General features: G+C 41.6%; 14 protein-coding genes. 1 reads left to right on the forward strand and 13 read right to left on the reverse strand.

Annotated elements, in window-relative coordinates; all coding sequences use genetic code 11:
- Positions 1-114: 114 nt before the first annotated feature.
- The 10 genes from IGI86_RS09725 to IGI86_RS09770 all read right to left on the reverse strand — a co-directional run bounded on the left by IGI86_RS09725 (position 115) and on the right by IGI86_RS09770 (position 11,907).
- Positions 115-333, reverse strand: a complete 219-nt coding sequence (locus IGI86_RS09725; protein WP_005235432.1) for a YneF family protein — start codon at positions 331-333, stop codon at positions 115-117.
- Between the two features lie 107 nt (positions 334-440).
- Entirely contained in the window at positions 441-1,244 is an 804-nt protein-coding gene (locus tag IGI86_RS09730; protein WP_008378441.1) for an ABC transporter permease, read from the reverse strand.
- A gap of 2 nt (positions 1,245-1,246) precedes the next feature.
- Positions 1,247-2,155, reverse strand: coding sequence for an ABC transporter ATP-binding protein (locus tag IGI86_RS09735; protein WP_144330586.1), 909 nt, complete (start codon positions 2,153-2,155; stop codon positions 1,247-1,249).
- A gap of 240 nt (positions 2,156-2,395) precedes the next feature.
- Positions 2,396-3,919 (reverse strand): helix-turn-helix domain-containing protein, encoded by a 1,524-nt coding sequence (locus tag IGI86_RS09740; RefSeq protein ID WP_144330585.1) that lies wholly within the window; start codon positions 3,917-3,919, stop codon positions 2,396-2,398.
- 297 nt (positions 3,920-4,216) lie between these two features.
- Positions 4,217-5,269 carry an LPXTG cell wall anchor domain-containing protein gene (locus IGI86_RS09745; protein ID WP_430617235.1) on the reverse strand — a complete coding sequence of 351 codons (1,053 nt, stop codon included), beginning with the start codon at positions 5,267-5,269 and terminating at the stop codon, positions 4,217-4,219.
- 182 nt (positions 5,270-5,451) lie between these two features.
- The gene (locus IGI86_RS09750; RefSeq protein ID WP_008378448.1) at positions 5,452-7,074 is read right to left on the reverse strand and encodes an Ig-like domain-containing protein; all 1,623 of its coding nucleotides are present in this window, start codon (positions 7,072-7,074) and stop codon (positions 5,452-5,454) included.
- A gap of 265 nt (positions 7,075-7,339) precedes the next feature.
- Complete coding sequence (locus IGI86_RS09755) at positions 7,340-9,430, reverse strand: ABC transporter permease (RefSeq protein ID WP_430617236.1); 2,091 nt, start codon at positions 9,428-9,430, stop codon at positions 7,340-7,342.
- A complete protein-coding gene (locus IGI86_RS09760; protein ID WP_008378452.1) occupies positions 9,402-10,178 on the reverse strand; it encodes an ABC transporter ATP-binding protein in 777 nt (258 codons plus the stop codon). The genes IGI86_RS09755 and IGI86_RS09760 overlap by 29 nt, the downstream gene beginning before the upstream one ends.
- Before the next feature lie 89 nt (positions 10,179-10,267).
- Entirely contained in the window at positions 10,268-11,215 is a 948-nt protein-coding gene (locus IGI86_RS09765) for a sensor histidine kinase (RefSeq protein ID WP_429976689.1), read from the reverse strand.
- Positions 11,212-11,907: a response regulator transcription factor gene (locus IGI86_RS09770; protein ID WP_005235415.1), complete on the reverse strand. Its 696-nt coding sequence runs from the start codon at positions 11,905-11,907 to the stop codon at positions 11,212-11,214. The genes IGI86_RS09765 and IGI86_RS09770 overlap by 4 nt, the downstream gene beginning before the upstream one ends.
- A 162-nt stretch (positions 11,908-12,069) precedes the next feature.
- Between IGI86_RS09770 and IGI86_RS09775 the strand changes: the two genes are divergently transcribed.
- Positions 12,070-12,687: an FMN-dependent NADH-azoreductase gene (locus tag IGI86_RS09775; RefSeq protein WP_005225804.1), complete on the forward strand. Its 618-nt coding sequence runs from the start codon at positions 12,070-12,072 to the stop codon at positions 12,685-12,687.
- A gap of 140 nt (positions 12,688-12,827) precedes the next feature.
- On the opposite strand, the gene IGI86_RS09780 is transcribed toward IGI86_RS09775, so the two are convergent.
- From IGI86_RS09780 to IGI86_RS09790, 3 genes are all read right to left on the reverse strand, one after another.
- Positions 12,828-13,214, reverse strand: coding sequence for a cytidine deaminase family protein (locus IGI86_RS09780; protein ID WP_086332454.1), 387 nt, complete (start codon positions 13,212-13,214; stop codon positions 12,828-12,830).
- Between the two features lie 45 nt (positions 13,215-13,259).
- Complete coding sequence (locus IGI86_RS09785) at positions 13,260-14,153, reverse strand: deoxyribonuclease IV (protein WP_429967212.1); 894 nt, start codon at positions 14,151-14,153, stop codon at positions 13,260-13,262.
- An 88-nt stretch (positions 14,154-14,241) separates the two neighbouring features.
- Positions 14,242-15,153: an AEC family transporter gene (locus IGI86_RS09790; protein ID WP_016612232.1), complete on the reverse strand. Its 912-nt coding sequence runs from the start codon at positions 15,151-15,153 to the stop codon at positions 14,242-14,244.
- Between the last annotated feature and the right edge of the window lie 36 nt (positions 15,154-15,189).

Consider the following 15,189-nt stretch of genomic DNA (forward strand, 5'->3'; position numbering starts at 1 on the left):
CGCTATTCACAGAACGTAAATAGAAAAAGCAGCCTGGGGACATTCTTTTAGTTTCTGCATTTTGGCGCAATAAAAAGCGAGCTGATAAAATCAGCCCGCTTCTTAGAAAAAAACCTACTTTTGGTTTTTCATTTGCTGCATCATCTGACGAATCTTTTTCTCAGAAGGTTTTTGACCCATTGACATCATCATCGAGCGAAGCATATCCTCATTAACGGGAGGATTTTTCTTTAGATAATCTTGCATATATTTACGCGCCAAAAAGAAGCCGCCGACAGCGCCTAGTAATGCTGCAACAACAGCGATCACGATTACGATTCCTACACTAACCATTTGAAAACTCTCCTTTCTCTTGTACTCTCAATGAATCATTTTACTAGAAAAAAACACAAAAAGAAAGAGTGAAAGTTGGATTTATCCAAAAACTTTCACTCGTTTCCTCAACTTAATGCGACATCTCTTTTATTGAATAACCAATTTGTTAAAAGGTAGATTAAAACACTATAAACAAGGATCCCGATCGCCATTTCCCAATAGCCCAATCCCGGATCAAAGGCAGTCATCTGCATGTCAGGACTATTTAATAAACTCGGTATCTGCTCTTTGATATTCATAAAATTAAACGGGTTCCACTTCAGCCATGGGTATTTTTCTTGAGCAAAAAGCATGATCGAGTTGATGATGCTGCTTCCAAACAACATACCCAAGCCTAAGCCAACCGCCAGGCTTTGAGAGCGAATGACGGCTGAGATAAAGATGGTCAATGCAATATAAAAGACAATCAATAGCAAGTTGGTTCCCGCAAAAACAAAGGCAACGAGAATCGCCGCTAGCCCGTTGTAGCCAGTAGCAGCAAAAGGTGATTCAGCTGCTAAAAATAAATTGGCGGCTGCTAAACTACTGATTAGTAAAACAGCAGTCCCTAAAAGCGCAAATAAAAACGTGTTGATGGCTTTTGCTGCTAAGATTTGGCTTCTGGAAAAAGGCCGAATCAATAAGAACTTGATTGTTCCACGACTGAACTCTTCCGCCACTGAAGAAGCTGCCACAATCACCACAAATAAGTTTAAAAAGGAAGTCATGTCGCTCAAAGAAGCGAATAAATCATTGGCACCAATCTCGGGACTACCTAAGCGAACCACATAGGTCAACCCAAAAGTCATTAGAACCAATAAAAGCAGCATGATCCAAGTAGAACGTTTTTTGGTTAATTTGATCCATTCATTTTTAATCAATGTCAGCATGCTTACAAACCTCCTTCTTCGGTCCAAGCCAAGAATGTATCTTCTAGAGAAGATTGCTTTGTCCGTAGTTCTTTCAAGCCGATCCCAGCCGTCACGATCGCTGCAGCGATTGCCGAACGCTGATCTGTTGCTAGAGTGACTTGCAATTCATCTGCAACCTGCAAGACCTCGACCTCAAAGGAAGCTTTTAACAGTGCTTCTGTTTCCGCATTATCATCAGTTTTAATAATCAGTACATTTTTCTCTGCTTTCAACTCTGCCATTGCTACTTGATGAGTGACTTTTCCTTTTTGCACCACGATCAAATGATCGGCAATTTGTTCGATATCGCTTAATTGATGACTGGAAACTAAGACAGAAACTCCTTTTTCTCTCAAAGAAAGAATCATTTCTCGAAACTCCCGCATGCCTTTAGGATCCAGGCCATTCATCGGTTCATCTAAAACTAATAAGTCTGGTTGATGGACCAATGCCTGGGCAACACCTAAACGCTGACGCATCCCTAATGAATAGGTTTTGACTTTTTGATGGATATGTCCTTCTAAATGTACCTGACGAATAAGTGCTTCTAATTCTGCTGTCGTACTTTTTTTCTTCGCCATGCGCTGATATTGCATCAAATTCTCATAACCGGTCATATAATTATAAAACTCAGGATTCTCAACGATCGCTCCGACTGAGGCAATCGCGGTTTTAAAAGAAGAATCCAGTAAATTTCCCATAATGGCAATCGATCCTGTGTTGTGCTTCATCAAGCCAACGATCATCCGAATGATCGTCGTCTTCCCAGCCCCATTAGGCCCTAATAAACCAACGACTTGTCCTTGGTCCACCACAAAGGAAACATCATCAATGATTCGTTTGGTTCCAATCAATTTGGAAACATTTTGCAGTGCTAATACTTCTGTCAAAGTTACCCCTTCTTCCTAACACCATTTCTGCAACGATTTTAAATAAAAAACGTTATGATAATATGTATACCATGCCATCTCTGTAAAAAAAAGTCAAGAAGCGAAAAAGGAACGACGATGTTCCTGTTTTTGCTTCTTGACCTCTTCGTTTAACACTGTTACTTTTAACGTTTGACCTATTGCTACTGGTCAAAAGCTTGGCAAAATTATAAGTTCTATCTGATCGATCTTATAGCGGGATCACTCCGTTTGGGTGAATGCCAGCTGGGCAAACGCTGCCTTGTTCTTGGCACTTCTGATCTGTTTGATCACTTGCTTGAGCTGTTTCCACTCCTTTGCGCTTGGGTGACCATTCCAATAAAAGAGGTACGGCTGTTCTTCCTCAGAAAATTCCTGATGGATCGGATAATCGCTGATCACCAAATCTGGCTTTTGAGACAGCGAATAATGGGCCATCGCTCGATGCGTGGCATTCATTAAGCGGTTCTTGATCCAAAGCTCTTGCGTTTTTCCGTATTTCGAATGGATCGAGAACGTGACCGGCTGTTCATATTTTATAAAAATAACTCTCAGTAACATACAGTATTGGAAAATCAAGCGATCATTCATTTGCAGTAATCTACGCAACGCTGGTAAAGAAACAGTCGCTTCCAAAAAAAACCGTTTCATGGTTGGATAGAGCACCGGAAAAGCGCCTTGCAGGTCTTGCTCGTCGGTTGTTTTGCCAAAACTATCGCTTTTTTGTCGCGTACCAAAACAGCCAGAGGCGGAATGGATCATTACCAGATTAACCAGTAAATAGTTTTTTTCGGCTTCTGTAAACGTCAACCGAAAATACACGGCTAGTTTTTCAACGAGCTGCGCTTCTTGCTGGTACGTTGGCTGAGTCAGCCACGAGATGTTAGCAGCATCGAGATCCTCCTCAAGATAGGTGTTCATTACGCCAAACATATAATACAAGAAGCTGCGTTCATCCTCCGAAATATCAGAAAACGACAGATGATTCCTGTTAAACAATGGTTTCAAAAAGACCTGATCAAACTGATTTTTTTCAATTAATGGGTGCTCAAACGTCAGTACTTCTTTTGGTAAAAACGAAAGCGGATGCTTTTGATGGATTCTTTGCACGGAGATAGCGAATAGATGAAGAAATTTCTCGATATCGATTTTTCTCATATAAGAAGCATGGGTTTCAAACAACGCTACAGCCTGCTCTTTCTCCTTGAGCGATGCCAAGACTCGTGAGTCCTTCTCATCAAAAATTTGCCAATAGGTAAGATGATAAAAATAGCGGATCGCATATTCAGCACCTGCTAAAGGATCACCTTTTTTTAAACTATAGGACAAATGATAGTTCGCCAAAACATGATTTAACTCCTGCAATTTTCGTTGAATCGTGCGGGGACTGCTAAAGGTTTTTTGACTGAGTTGTTCAAGGGAATGATAGTCCCCCTGAAAGAGTGCATCCAGCAAGATAAATCCAACGGTTCCCCGCAACAATACACTATAGGCTTGACTCAATAGGAATCGTGGAGAAAAAGCAATGGACACTTCTTTCTCCAGCCGATCATAGGTCAAAGTAAACTGAGGATAGCGTGCACGAAACACCTCTACTTGCTGAACGATCGACTGCATTTTGTTGGTTTTCCTATCGAAAACACTTGAGAGCTCTTTCATTGTATAGTCTTTCTTGTTCGTTTCGTAACAATAACTTAGAAACGCATAAATTTGTTTTTCTGTCGTATCCAAAAGTGCCTGTAACATGAAATTTCCCTCGCTTGTATAATCAGCAAACGCTGTTTTTACCTTAAATTTGTCATCGTACAAAATTGTAAACTGTCAATGTTTGGTGATCGTACCACCGTGCGCTCTTTTCTGTCAAATCACTTTTAACAAATTTTCCTTTCGTTATCTGTGTATTTTCATAAAAAAAGTCTGACGCCTCAAAACGATCGTCAGACTAATTATGAATTACGGCAAAACAACACGTGATTGTGCATTCTGGGGAAGAAATTTCCAATCGTGGGTTATCAAGTCTCTCATTTTCCTTGGCTTTTTTCTTTACTGCCTCTCATCAGAAAATAACTTTCGATTCAGCCAGTAAAGGAAGACAGCAAGGATAACCACGCCTAGACCAAAGAGGATATAGTGAATACTCGTATTTTTGCTGCCGGTTTTCGGTAGTACGGCTCCATTGACCTCCTTAGCACTGCTTGTCTTCGTAGGTTGTTCCTGTTCCTTTTTCACTGAAGACGATGCTTTAGCGAGTTGTTTGCCTGCGGGATCATTGGAGGAAACACTTAGCTTGCTTGACTGACTTTGGTTCGGCGCTAATTTGTTTGGTTTCGTTTCTGAATCTGAAAGCTCCTCAGATGCAGCTTCACTAACGGTCGTTGTTCCTGTTGTTGCGGTGGTTTCTCGACTCCTAGTTATCTGACTTGATTCGCTCTCACTGACTGGTTGAGTGTTCAAACTTTCTGACTCACTTGAATTGTGACTACTTTCTATACTTTGAGAATCCCGACTTGTGTTTTCCGTAGTAGAAGTCCTTGGATCCGTGGATTGAGAGTCGCTAAATTTCGGTTCGATACTACTAAAGGAAGAGCCCGTTTCTTCAGTCACCTTAGAGCTTGCGCTTATCTCAGAGTTCGTGGTCTCGCTAGAGCTCGGGGGCGTTATTACTTGCCATTGACTGGGCTTCAAGTTCTCAGTTATCGTTGTTTCACCATCATATATGACAACTAAATCAACTTTATCCATACTTTTTATCTCATCAATAACCATCTCAGCATGAATTCTTAAGTAGTTTTCAATACCTGAAAACCAATCGACATTCGTTAAAACTGTTTCGCCGATCACTTTTTCGCTGTGACCGTTCCCATCCCAACCATAAGTTAGTAGGACACGAACCTTTTGTGAAGTCAGCGTTTTGTTCGGCCGTACCGGAACCGTGATCATTTTCAAGGCTTCGTCATAAATCACTCGGTTCGTTTGTACAGAAAACGACAGATTTCCTCTGGAACGTTCTTTTGCTGAAGTATGATCGAAACCAAACACAAGAATCAATAACCCTATTAGCAGTATTGTGATTAATACACCAACCAGTTTTCTCATTTCCTCACTTCCTAAATGTATATTTCAAGATAACTTGATAAAGAAATTATAATAAAATCTCAGAGAAAACATGCGCCGAAAAAAAAAGGAAAGTGGCCATAAAATGGCATCTTTCCTTTAAATAAGTCTTTATTAATTTTTCTTCCAAGTAATAAAACTGCCTCCAAAATTTCAGTTTCTATCTACCTGATAAATTTACTCCAACCTAACTTCAATGCGCATCCTGTTAAAACCATTCCTATTGCAATCCATAAATGATTAGACACTTCATTCGTTTGAGGAAAGTGCTGTTTTTCTGATTGATTATGCAAATTATTTGTTTTGGATGACTTATTGATCCCAGAGGATGAATTTTCAGGTGACACCGCCCCAGTATTACTAGAACTACTCCTGTTAGTTGATTCGGTGGATTCACTGGTGCTACTGTCGCTACTTGGTTCCGTGCTATTACTAGTGATGCTTTCACTACTTGGTTCTGTGCTACTGCTGGTGCTGCTTTCACTACTTGGTTCCGTGTTACTACTTGTACTGCTTTCACTACTTGGTTCTGTGCTACTAGTAGTACTACTTTCACTACTTGGTTCGGTAGTACTACTAGTGCTGCTTTCACTACTTGGTTCTGTGCTACTGCTGGTGCTGCTTTCACTATTTGGTTCCGTGCTACTACTTGTACTGCTTTCACTACTTGGTTCGGTAGTACTACTAGTACTGCTTCCACTACTTGGTTCTGTGCTACTGCTGGTGCTGCTTTCACTACTTGATTCCGTGCTACTACTTGTACTGCTTTCACTACTTGGTTCGGTAGTACTACTAGTACTGCTTCCACTACTTGGTTCCGTGCTGCTGGACTCCCCTGGTTCACCGGTTCCGCCACCACCGCCACCATAGCGTGGCGTATAGCCAGTAATACTGCTTGTTCTTGGCACATCATTGACCACGGCATCAAGGATGCCCCGATTGGTATATTGTTCCAATGATCCATCAGTTTCTGTTTTATAGGTAATGTAGATCCGTTCCTCCGTATCCCGCAAAGGAATTTCAAAGGAGCCATCACTATTTAAAACGATCGGTACTTGCTCAACATACGTTGGGTTGGAAACGCTGGGGCCGTAAACCACTCGGGCAGTCGTACTGATGAGTGTCTGATGGGGACCTAAAATATCAATAAACGTTCCATCTTTGATCGTCACTTGATTTGTATCAAACGAGTTGATATACACACGCCAATCAATAATCCGTTTGGGTTCTTGCGTACCTAAATACAGTCCTTGTTTGGTGAGTAAGGCTCCCTCCCCTGTATCATCCACTGCTTGAATAAAAATAGGCACCGATTGCGTTCCATTTACTGTTTCGAAGTTGATGTTGTTGATTTGGTTCTCTGTCACTTCATCGCTGAACTTTGTCCAAAAATAAAAGTCCCCGTGTACATTGGTATTTTGTTCGACAAATTCCGTGAAAACAAAGGTCAGCTGATTGCCAACTTGGGTAACATTGACCACTAAGTTGTTATTTTCATCGTATAAAGCATACGTATTATTGACGCCTTCAATCTCAACTGGCAAGGTGACTGTTGCTTTGTCACCGGCTTTTAAGTCACCCAGATTTTCTAAACTCCACGTCATATCTATTTTAAACGAGTCATCTTTTTCGATACTTGTAATGACCTCATTGTGGCTATTGACGATCGACACATTTGTGATCAGCTTGGCGCCCACATCGGTTTCTCCATAAACAATCCGGATACCAGCAAATAAAGGAATCAGCAACAGTAAGACTGCAAATGCTTTTCCAAGTCGTGTGATCATTGGTCTCCTCCCTCAAATAAGTGCTTCCCTAAATCCATCGACCGCAGCCTTCACTGTACTCGAAATGAATTTTGCATCTGACAGTTGTCGTGTTCTAACAGTGTCTCTTCGTTTGTTTGACAAAATGAGCGTTACTTAATTTTATCTGCTTTTCAATGATTTGCACAATTAAAAGGCTTCATGGATAGAAATTTAGACAAACTAGCTAATAAAAAGCCAAATCCCAATCAGTACAAACTGAAAGAGATTTGGCTTGAAGAATAAATTACTCTGTAGGATCGGCGATCCTATCAATTTGCTGCAAGTACCGATACTGACAAACAAAGTAAAAAACGATTTGGAAAATCAAAAAGAGACTAACAATCACACCATAGTATTGCCATACAGGCAATTCTACTAAAATACGCAAAGCGGTCATTGCCACCGCAAAATGGATCATTGCCACGACTGTTGGCAAGAAGTACATCACTTGCAGTTGGCGTCGCAGAACTTTGTGACGCTCCTTCGGCGACACACCTAAGATATGCAAGGAACGGTGGTACGCCCCATCTTTATCTAAATCTGCAAATAAACGGAAATAGATAATTGAAGCGGAGAAAATAAAGAAAACCGAACCCAGTAATACCGTGATCATTAAGATGATGCCATTTCCTTGACGATTTTCTTGGAAAGCTTGGTATTTCGAGGTATAAGACGTACGCATCGGAATGTCTTTTGCTGCTTCTGCCCACTCTTCATCCGTATAGTCACCTTTGGCTTCAAACTCCTGACTGAGCTCTTCGTATTGCTGATCGATCAAGGCATTTTCTTTATCTAAATCCCCATTGAAATCAGATACCAATTCAGGTGTTTCAGCCCATTCTGGATAGTCTAACCAAATAAAACCAGATTCCATATCGTCGGTGGATTTTTGCAAGAGGGCTTGCCACTCCTCAAAGGTTTTATCTGTCACAACTGACAGTCCAAAGTAATCCAGAGAAAGCATTGAGGGACTGTGGACAATCGTAACATCTTTTTTTATACCGGTCTCTGATCCCAATTCGATTGGATAGATACTTGTACGTTCGTTCTCAGGGACTTCTAGAAGCTGTTTTCGACGTGAATAATTAGCACTAAGTGTCATTATTTGATTATCTGCAACAGAATCAGCTTCCTCACCAATTTGTTTCATCATTTTCTGATAGTCGCTTTCTCGCATAATTGAAAAGCCATTCGTCGTATAGAATGAATCATTCGTAACTGCAGATTCATCAAGATTCGCATATGCCCATAGTAAGGAAACACTATCCGTTACAGGCGCATACCCTTTTTCTTCTATAGCAGTTTTAATTTCGTTTACTTTTCCCTCGGTATGATCGAGGTCTTCTGGCCCAGACCACGGAAATACATAGGCTACACTAATTCCTTGGATCGAAGAAAAAGAAGAACTGCCAATCGCCAGCATCACGGAAATCCCAACGAATGCCACGGAGGTACTAATAGCAATCAGACTATACATCGCCGCATTGTCTCGCATGCGAAAAATCCATTCGCTGATAGTCAGCATCCGAGTCCCTCGTAAGAAGGTCGGGCGTTTCTTTAATCGTTTCAATAGAAATACGCTGAACTGATGGAATGACAAAATCGTGCCCGCAACAGTCAACAAGACTCCTAGCATAAGCGGCAGCATCGAGTACGTTTGGTAGCTAAAATAAAAGACCGATCCATAGCCAATTAGTAACAGCACAATTCCTGAAAAAGCCAATACCCAATGGCTTTTTGGTTCAGGACGTGGCTTTTCATTTTCCTTGATCAATGAGATGATCTGTTCTCCTTGCAAGGCGCGGGTACTGAAAAAGGAGATCAAGAGAAAAATAAAGACATAGATCCCAAAGGTCAATCCTAAACCTTCCATAGGAACCATAAATTTCAGTCCTTCTGTTAGATACATGACATTTTGCGCAATCAGCAGCAATAATTTCGTCAATAAAATCCCTAACCCAATACCGGTCACTGTGGCACAGGTTCCTACAAGGGCATTTTCGACAAACAAAATCTTTCGCAGATCTTTTTCTTCGATCCCCAAAATCAAGTAGATTGCCAGATCACGTTTGCGTCGTTTTAAAAAGACCACAAATGTATACCATAAAAACAACAGCGACAGTAAAGCGATCACCACAAGTGCGACGGATAGACCGACCTTCGCCAATTCTGAAAGTGTACCGCTATTGGACAAATTTTCTTCCAATTGCGGATGAAAGAGCAAAAGACTAAAGATATAAAACACCATCGCCGCAAAGGCGCTACTGACGAAGTAGGCCGCATAGGTTCGAAAATTCCCCCGCAGATTACGAATGATCAACTGTCTGAAATTCATGACGGCGACCTCCTAAATGTGCTAGGACTTCAAGAATTTTTTGATAAAATTGCTGTTGATCAGCCCCGCGATAGACTTCGTTATACAGCTTTCCATCTTTGATGAAAACGACCCGATCAGAAAAGCTGGCAGAATAAGGATCATGGGTGACCATCATGGTGGTGACCTTAAGTTGCTTGTTCATCTGACTTAGTATTTCCATGACATCTCGTGCTGCCTTTGAATCAAGATTGCCCGTCGGTTCATCTGCTAAAAGCAATTCCGGTTGATGGATCAAAGCTCTAGCAATCGCAACTCTCTGCTGCTCTCCACCGGAAAGCTGATAGATGCGTTTGTCTTTTTTCTCATAGATCCCAAGCTCACGTAATAGCTGTTCCGAACGTTCTTTCATCTCAAGAACCGGCACCCGATCCAATGTCAGTGGTAAAATCACATTCTCAAGCACGCTCAATGGCGAAAGTAAATTGTAGTTTTGAAAAACAAAACCTAGTTGCCGACGACGAAACTCCGCGAGTTTTTGCTTAGATAATTCTAGGGGCTGCTCGCCCTTGATGATCACCGAACCTGAAGTCGGTTTATCCAATGTTGCCACCAAATTCAGCATGGTGGTCTTGCCACTGCCAGATGGACCCATAATGCTGATAAATTCTCCTTCTGGCACTTTGAGATCGATTTGCTGTAAAACCTCAACAGACACTTCCCCTGTATAGGTTTTCGATACATTTTTCAATTCTAGTAAAGCCATCATCTTCACTCCTTTGCTACCAGTTTAGCAGGCGGCACCGCAATCAGTTATCGATTTCATGATAGAAAGCTTACAAAATTGTAAGAAAGTCTTTACGTCCGAAACGTTAATGTAACCGTCGTGCCTAGATTCTCCTTAGAGACCAAAGCGATATCGATATCCAATTGCTTGCTGATCGTTTCGACTAAGTAAAGTCCGATTCCAGTTGCCTCGCCTGTTTGCCGACCATTCTGACCTGTATAAAAGGGGCGAAAAACCCGCGGGAGATCCGCTGCTGCAATCCCGCATCCTTCATCTGCGATCGTCAAGCTTCTAGAAAACGGATCAATTTCAAAATAGACTTTGCTCTCTGCTGTTGAGTACTTAATGGCGTTGCTAATGAGTTGAAAGATCAGAATACCTAGCCATTTTTTGTCTGTTGTCACCGTGATATCTGCTTCACTCATCAGCTTCGGATAGACTTCACTGCGAATGAAATTCCGCTTCTGGTCACCGATACTGTGTTTTAACAATTCCAACAGTGAGGCTGACTCGATAACGAAGTCCTCCGTGAAATCTTCCAAGCGCACAAAATTCAGCGCAGTCGCCAAGCCACTTTTTAAGCGATCTGTTTCAGCCAAAAGATCATAGCTATCGACTTCTTCACTTTCAGCCATTAGCGCCAAAACTGAGACAGGTGTTTTCATTTGATGAACCCAGATATTCATGAAACGAATATGATTTTGATGGTGCTGATCTAATTCTGTCAGCCGCTCTTGCTCATGCTGCTCTTGTGCATCGAACTGCTTGCGCCATTGCCTGGAAAGGTAGCCATTGCTTCGGTGTGTCGCTCTCCCATGCTTGATATAATGATAAAACGTAGTATTGGAAAGGTAATCTGCCAAATAAACAAGAACAATGAACAGCCCGAATAGAAGCAGACCATAACCAATCACGAGGTAATTTCGATAGCCATCCAACCAAATCACTAAAACGAACAATGAAATGGCTAGGAAGGTAACGAGTAGTTTAGGTAAATGAACACTTACATATGCTCTCATTCTTCTGTACCTACTACCGATAAGGCGTAACCCTTTCCGCGAATCGTTTGGATCGGATCATTGATGCCCATTGCCGCCAATTTTTTTCGCAAACGGCCAACATTGACAGAAAGCGTATTGTCATCAACAAAACGCTCATCATCCCATAATAGATTTAAAATCCGTTCCCGTTTGACCATTTCTGGGTGCGCTGACATTAAAAGGGTCAATAATTCTCCTTCTCGAACAGTCAGCCATTCACTGGCTTCACGATAGACCATCTTCAACGCTTCCGGATAATAGGTCAATTCGCCAGCTTTCAAGCTTCTCGCCCGATCAGACTGTGCATAATCCCCATAGACTCTGCGAATATGGCTCTTCACTTTAGCCAGCAGCAAGTCATAAGAAAAAGGTTTGACCAGATAATCATCAGCACCGTATTCTAATGCCATCACTTGGTCCATATTGCCGTCACGTGCGGAGATGAAGAGAATTGGAACCAATGAATGTTCCCTGATTTTTTGGCACCAATAAAACCCATCATAATAAGGCAGATTGACATCTAACAAAACCAAATCAGGTTGGATCATCAAGAATTCAGCTAAAACCGCAGCGAAATTTTCCGGAACAAAGGTTTGATACGCATAGCGGGATAATTGATTTTCCATCATTTTGACTAACGATTTGTCATCTTCGACCACGAATATTTTCATAGAACCCCTCCTGTTTTCTCTAAAGTTTACCAAAACTACGTGAAAAATACTGCAAAATTCCAGCTTTTTTAAAAAAAGTACACTTATTTATTGTAAGCAAAATTATTTTATAGTATACTACGTTTTGTGATTAAAACTTACTTAAAGTAAAGGTGGAAAAAAATGAAAAATATTTTAGTTGTTAAAGCCAATAACCGTCCTGATGGAGTATCTGCAAAAATGTTTGATACGTTCGTTGAAAATCTTGATACGAACAATGTGGACGTTGTAACCTTTGATGTGTACGCACAACCAATGCCTTATATCGGTCAAACGTTATTTGAAGCATTTGGCAAACTTTCACAAGAACAAGAATTAAACCAAGAAGAACAAGAATTGATGACTGTCCGTCAAGACGTAATGAACAAATTCGCAGCAGCAGATACCATCGTTTTCGCTTTCCCAATGTGGAACCTAACGATCCCAGCAGCTTTGCACACATTCATCGACTATATCTTCCAAGCTGGCTTTACTTTCTCTTATAACGAAGATGGTTCAATGAACCAATTGTTGAAAGACAAAGAAATCGTTCTATTGAATGCCCGTGGTGGTGTTTACTCAGGCGAAATGAGCGCAATGGAAAACGCTGTAACCTTTATGGAAAAAGTTTTCGGTGGTATGTTCGGCATGAACATCACAGAAGAAGTAATCATCGAAGGTCACAATGCAGATCCTTCTAAAACAGCAGAAATCATTGCTGAAGGTTTAGAACGCGTAGCAGCAGCTGCGAAAAAATTCTAATCATTGCTATCGATCAACTCCTCAACAAAGCACTATTGCTGGTTGAGGAGTTTTTTTATCTAAACATGTTGATCGTCCATTGGATCGATAAAACAAAGATGCCCCTTAGAACAGAGCGGTCTAAGGGGCTAAATCTCTTTTTATTTTGATGCTTTCCAATCAAAAGGCAACAGCTCTTCTATCGTCATGATTTTTCCTGCTGCGATCATGACCTGCGTGTTGTGGTTGGCAGGATCCAGCTGGCTGATGAATTCACGGCAACGACCACAAGGTGGGATCGGCTCACCTGCCGAATTGATTGCAACCATCTGTAACACCCGCTGCTGCCCATCGGTGATCATTTGCGCAGCCGCAGCCTGTTCGGCGCAAAAACCCATGGAACAGCTGGTATCGATACAGATCCCTGTATAAATCTGTCCATCTGCAGTAGTCAGAGCTGCCGCAACACTCCCTGCTTCTGCAAATTGAGAGAGCTGTCTGAATCCCAGTTTTTGTTTCGCGGCATCGATCAGCAACTGAAAGTCCATTTTTCTTCCTCCAATAATAAGCTGGCTCATGGTTAAATGAACCGTTTAAGCACCCGCCATGATTTTCGTCAATAGCTCAGGATCAAAGGTCTTTTCCCGCAGCATCGCGATTTCATAGCCATAAGGGGCTTTTTTATTCTTTTTGTCTTCGCCAACATAGGGTGTTTCCAAAATTTTCGGTAACGCTGATAATTGCTCATGATGAACGATCTTATTCAAGGCTTCAAAGCCGATCGTGCCAAAACCAATATTCGCATGTCGGTCTTTGTGGCTGCCCTGTGGATTTTTTGAATCATTGACATGGATGACCTTCAAGCGATCCAACCCGATGATTTTGTCAAACTCGTTTAACACGCCGTCAAAGTCTTCTTTGACATTGTAGCCAGCATCATTCGTGTGACAAGTATCTAGTGTAACGGATAATTTTTCATTTAAGGTAACGCCATCGATAATTGCTGCCAATTCTTCAAAGCTGCGACCAATCTCGGTGCCTTTACCTGCCATTGTTTCTAATGCGATCTGGGCGGTTTGATTTTTTTCAAGGACCTCGTTCAAGCCTTTAATGATCTGCTTGATCCCAGCTTCGGGTCCTGCACCGACATGGGCACCGGGGTGCAACGTGATTTGAGTTGCACCTAAAGCTTGGGCTCGTTGGATTTCTTCTTGTAAGAACGAAACGGCAAAGCCAAAGTTTTCTGGTTTGATGGTATTACCTAAATTAATGATGTAAGGGGCATGGACAACGATATTCGAAATTCCCTTTTCCGTCATAAAATCTTGTCCAGCTGCGATCTGCATCTCTTCGATCAGTTTGCGCCGCGTGTTTTGCGGAGCTCCGGTATAGATCATAAACGTAGTAGCTTGATAGCTAGCCGCCTCTTCTGCTGCTCCTAAAAGCATTTTTTTGCCGCTCATTGAAACGTGTGAACCAATCAACATTTTTCTTTTCCTCCTAAATCTAGTCTTCTCTATTATCGATAAAATCACCTTGTAAAGCGATTATTTTGCTCATTGCCGTATTTTTTTATCAAGCGAGTCCAAATAACATCAGGACACCCGTCATTAGCGGCATACTTATCAAAAAGCTAATGGAAGAAACAAATCCCACCGCCTCTTCCTCCATCCCAGCAATCACGGAATTAATGACCCCAAATAAAGGGATCGGAGCAAACACTAACAAACAAAGTACTGGTTTTAATAAAACTGGGATCGGTAAAACATAGAAAGCCGCGAACAGCACGAAAGCCAGTCCGTAGCGTAAGCTTAAAATTTTGATTACCGTTGGCGTAGTGTGCTTCGGTAAGCGGAAATCCAAAAATAAGCCAATCATAAACATGGACAGAAACGTATTTGCGATCCCGATTGGCTGAACGAGCGCCAAGGCTGACTCGGGAATCCTCCAATCCGCACTGCGGATAATCAGCATCACTAGATAAATGGTAAATGTTGGCGAGCGCAGGAGATTCAAAAAGATTTTTCCTGGTTCAAACGTCGTCCGCTTTCCAATCAAGAACTCGATGAAAATCGTCGTTCCCCCTGCCAACATGATACTGTTCCCCATATCAAACAGCGAAATCAGTGGAATCCCTAAAGGATAAAAACTTTGGGCAAAAGGAATTGCAAAATTGCCGATATTAAAGCCTGACCCGCAGTACATAGCAAACTGTTGCAGCGTGTTCGATTCTTTTTTGGTCAAGAAAAATGCGAAGAGGATCTGGACGATCGTAATGATCAAAGCGATCACAATCAAACTAAGCGCACTGACTTGTACTTGCATTGAAGCTAAATTCAAAATGATTGCTGCCGGTAACGTCACATTCAAAATAATTTTGGATAAGATCGAGCCATCCGCTTTTGAAAGGACATTTAGCCGTTTAAGAAAATACCCTAAGAAGATCATGGCAAATAAGCCGGCGGCATTCAACACTATATTTCCCATTCCAACAAAGACCCTTCCTCTACAAAAATTTGAAAA

Origin of the sequence: Enterococcus sp. AZ188, from assembly GCF_050544075.1 — a bacterium.
GTDB lineage: Bacteria > Bacillota > Bacilli > Lactobacillales > Enterococcaceae > Enterococcus_D > Enterococcus_D entomosocium.